The organism is Christiangramia aestuarii (assembly GCF_009735585.1).
Taxonomy (GTDB): Bacteria; Bacteroidota; Bacteroidia; order Flavobacteriales; family Flavobacteriaceae; genus Christiangramia; species Christiangramia aestuarii.
This window is the reverse complement of the sequence record NZ_VJVW01000169.1, coordinates 1-367: the sequence shown is the minus strand read 5'-3', so window position 1 is coordinate 367 and position 367 is coordinate 1. Positions and strand designations below refer to the sequence as shown.

Genomic DNA, 367 nt, shown 5'->3' with positions numbered 1-367 from the left:
CAGGGTCTGGTAGTCGTCGTAGAAGCCCCGGTAGATGGTCTCGCTGGTCAGCACCGCGGACATCGGCAGGTAGCCACCGGTGAGGGCTTTGGACAGACAGAGGAAATCCGGGGCGATGCCGGCCTGCTCGCAGGCGAACATCGTCCCGGTGCGGCCGAAGCCCACCGCGATCTCGTCGTGGATCAGGTGCACGCCATAGCGGTCGCAGGCTTCGCGCAGCAGCTTGAGGTAGACCGGGTGGTACATGCGCATGCCGCCGGCGCCCTGGATCAGCGGTTCGACGATGACCGCGGCGATCTCGTCGTGCCCTTCGGCCAGGGTGCGCTCCATGTGGGCGAACATGTTCCGCGAATGTTCTTCCCAGCAC

At 65.7% G+C, this 367-nt stretch carries 1 protein-coding gene; it reads right to left on the bottom strand.

What is annotated here, in order from left to right; genetic code table 11:
- A partial coding sequence (locus tag FLP08_RS17400) for an aminotransferase class III-fold pyridoxal phosphate-dependent enzyme (protein WP_238388525.1) occupies window positions 1-342 on the bottom strand: 342 nt, incomplete at its 3' end.
- Window positions 343-367: the final 25 nt, after the last annotated feature.